The organism is Streptomyces sp. NPDC059900, assembly GCF_050270335.1.
Taxonomy (GTDB): domain Bacteria; phylum Actinomycetota; class Actinomycetes; order Streptomycetales; family Streptomycetaceae; genus Streptomyces.
Map to the genome: position 1 here is coordinate 1 of NZ_JBNNJZ010001106.1, position 1,301 is coordinate 1,301.

Consider the following 1,301-nt stretch of genomic DNA (forward strand, 5'->3'; position numbering starts at 1 on the left):
GTCATCGAGTGAGAGCAGCCCGTCGCCGATCGCGAGCCCCACGGCGACCGACGTGAACGACTTGGTCAGCGAGTAGAGAAGATGCGGACGATCAGCCGTATACGGGGCCCACCAGCCCTCGGCGACCACGTGACCGGCATGCACGACCATGAGGGAATGGCTTTCGCCGGACCGCGCTTCGAGCCGGTCCAGCAGTGCGGCGATCGCAACCGAGGATATTCCCGCGGCGGCCGGTGCAGAACGGGGGAGCAGCAGGCGCTGAGAGGTCATGGTCGACTGTCTAGCAGGCGTACACGATCCGGCGGGCGGCTATGGGAAGTTGCCCCCCGGCCCGGGGTGGCGGCCGGTGAGGGGGCCGCTGCGGCCCGGGCAGGTCTGCGCTGCGGGCTACTGCCATACCTGCGCTGCAACGCGGCGGAAGTTGCCTCCCGTGATCGCGATGACGGCATCGCGGGGGTATCCCCGGGACAGCAGCGCGTCCTCCACCGTCAACAGTCCTTCCGGGGGCATGAAGTTGATGGGGCCCCAGCCCGTGTAGCAGTCGGGAAACAGCTCCGGGCTCCGGGCGAGCATCGCGTTGAAGTCCTCGTGGTCGAACGGGTAGTCGGTCGACACCCCCACATGCTCCGGGCCGACGAGGTCCACCGCACGCACCCCACCTCGTCGCCCTCGTCCGTGTCGGAGCCCCCTTCGAACGCGGCTACCTCGTGGAACGGCCGCAGACGACCGCAGCATGAATCATGAACAGGGTGGCAGACCTGCCTCAAAGTTCGAGATCATCCGATCATGTCGGATGAGACGCCAGGACAGGACCTCCCAGCCGGCTTCGGGTTCCGGCCGTATCGGGGCGACGAGGACCACGGCCCCATGGCCGCGGTGCGGCTGGAATGTGTCGAACGGGACCGGGTCGACGCCCGTTCGGTTGTGGAAGGGCTCCCGACAGCCGCCGAGATCGCCGAGGCCTCTGCCAAGCTGGACGAGCCGTCCAAGAACCAGGTTCTGGTGGTGCGCGACGGGAGCGTCGTCGGCTACTCGACCATCCGGTGGTGGCAGGAGCGAGACGATACGTGGCTGTACCTGCACCGCGGTTACCTCTTGCCCGAGCATCGCAACCAGGGCATCGGATCTGCCATGCTGTGCTGGGCCGAAGAGCGGATCCGCCAGCTCGTCGAAAAACACGGCACGGCGCGGACTGCAGTGATCGGTGCGAACGCCATGATCTCCGAGCAGGACGCCACGGCGCTTCTGCTCGCAGCCGGCTACCGACGTGTCTTCAGTCTGGTCGAGCTAGAGCTGGGCGA

3 protein-coding genes are annotated in these 1,301 nt (G+C 67.3%); 1 reads left to right on the forward strand and 2 read right to left on the reverse strand.

The genetic code is table 11. From position 1 onward, the window contains the following. Together ACQKIP_RS47625 and ACQKIP_RS47630 are read right to left on the reverse strand one after the other, a co-directional pair. A partial coding sequence (locus ACQKIP_RS47625) for a serine hydrolase (RefSeq protein ID WP_427745887.1) occupies positions 1-270 on the reverse strand: 270 nt, incomplete at its 3' end. A 117-nt stretch (positions 271-387) separates the two neighbouring features. Beyond that, the gene (locus ACQKIP_RS47630) at positions 388-615 is read right to left on the reverse strand and encodes a hypothetical protein (RefSeq protein WP_365863583.1); all 228 of its coding nucleotides are present in this window, start codon (positions 613-615) and stop codon (positions 388-390) included. Positions 616-786: 171 nt separating this feature from the next. Between ACQKIP_RS47630 and ACQKIP_RS47635 the strand changes: the two genes are divergently transcribed. Further along, the coding region (locus ACQKIP_RS47635; protein ID WP_427745888.1) for a GNAT family N-acetyltransferase at positions 787-1,301 on the forward strand (515 nt) is incomplete at its 3' end.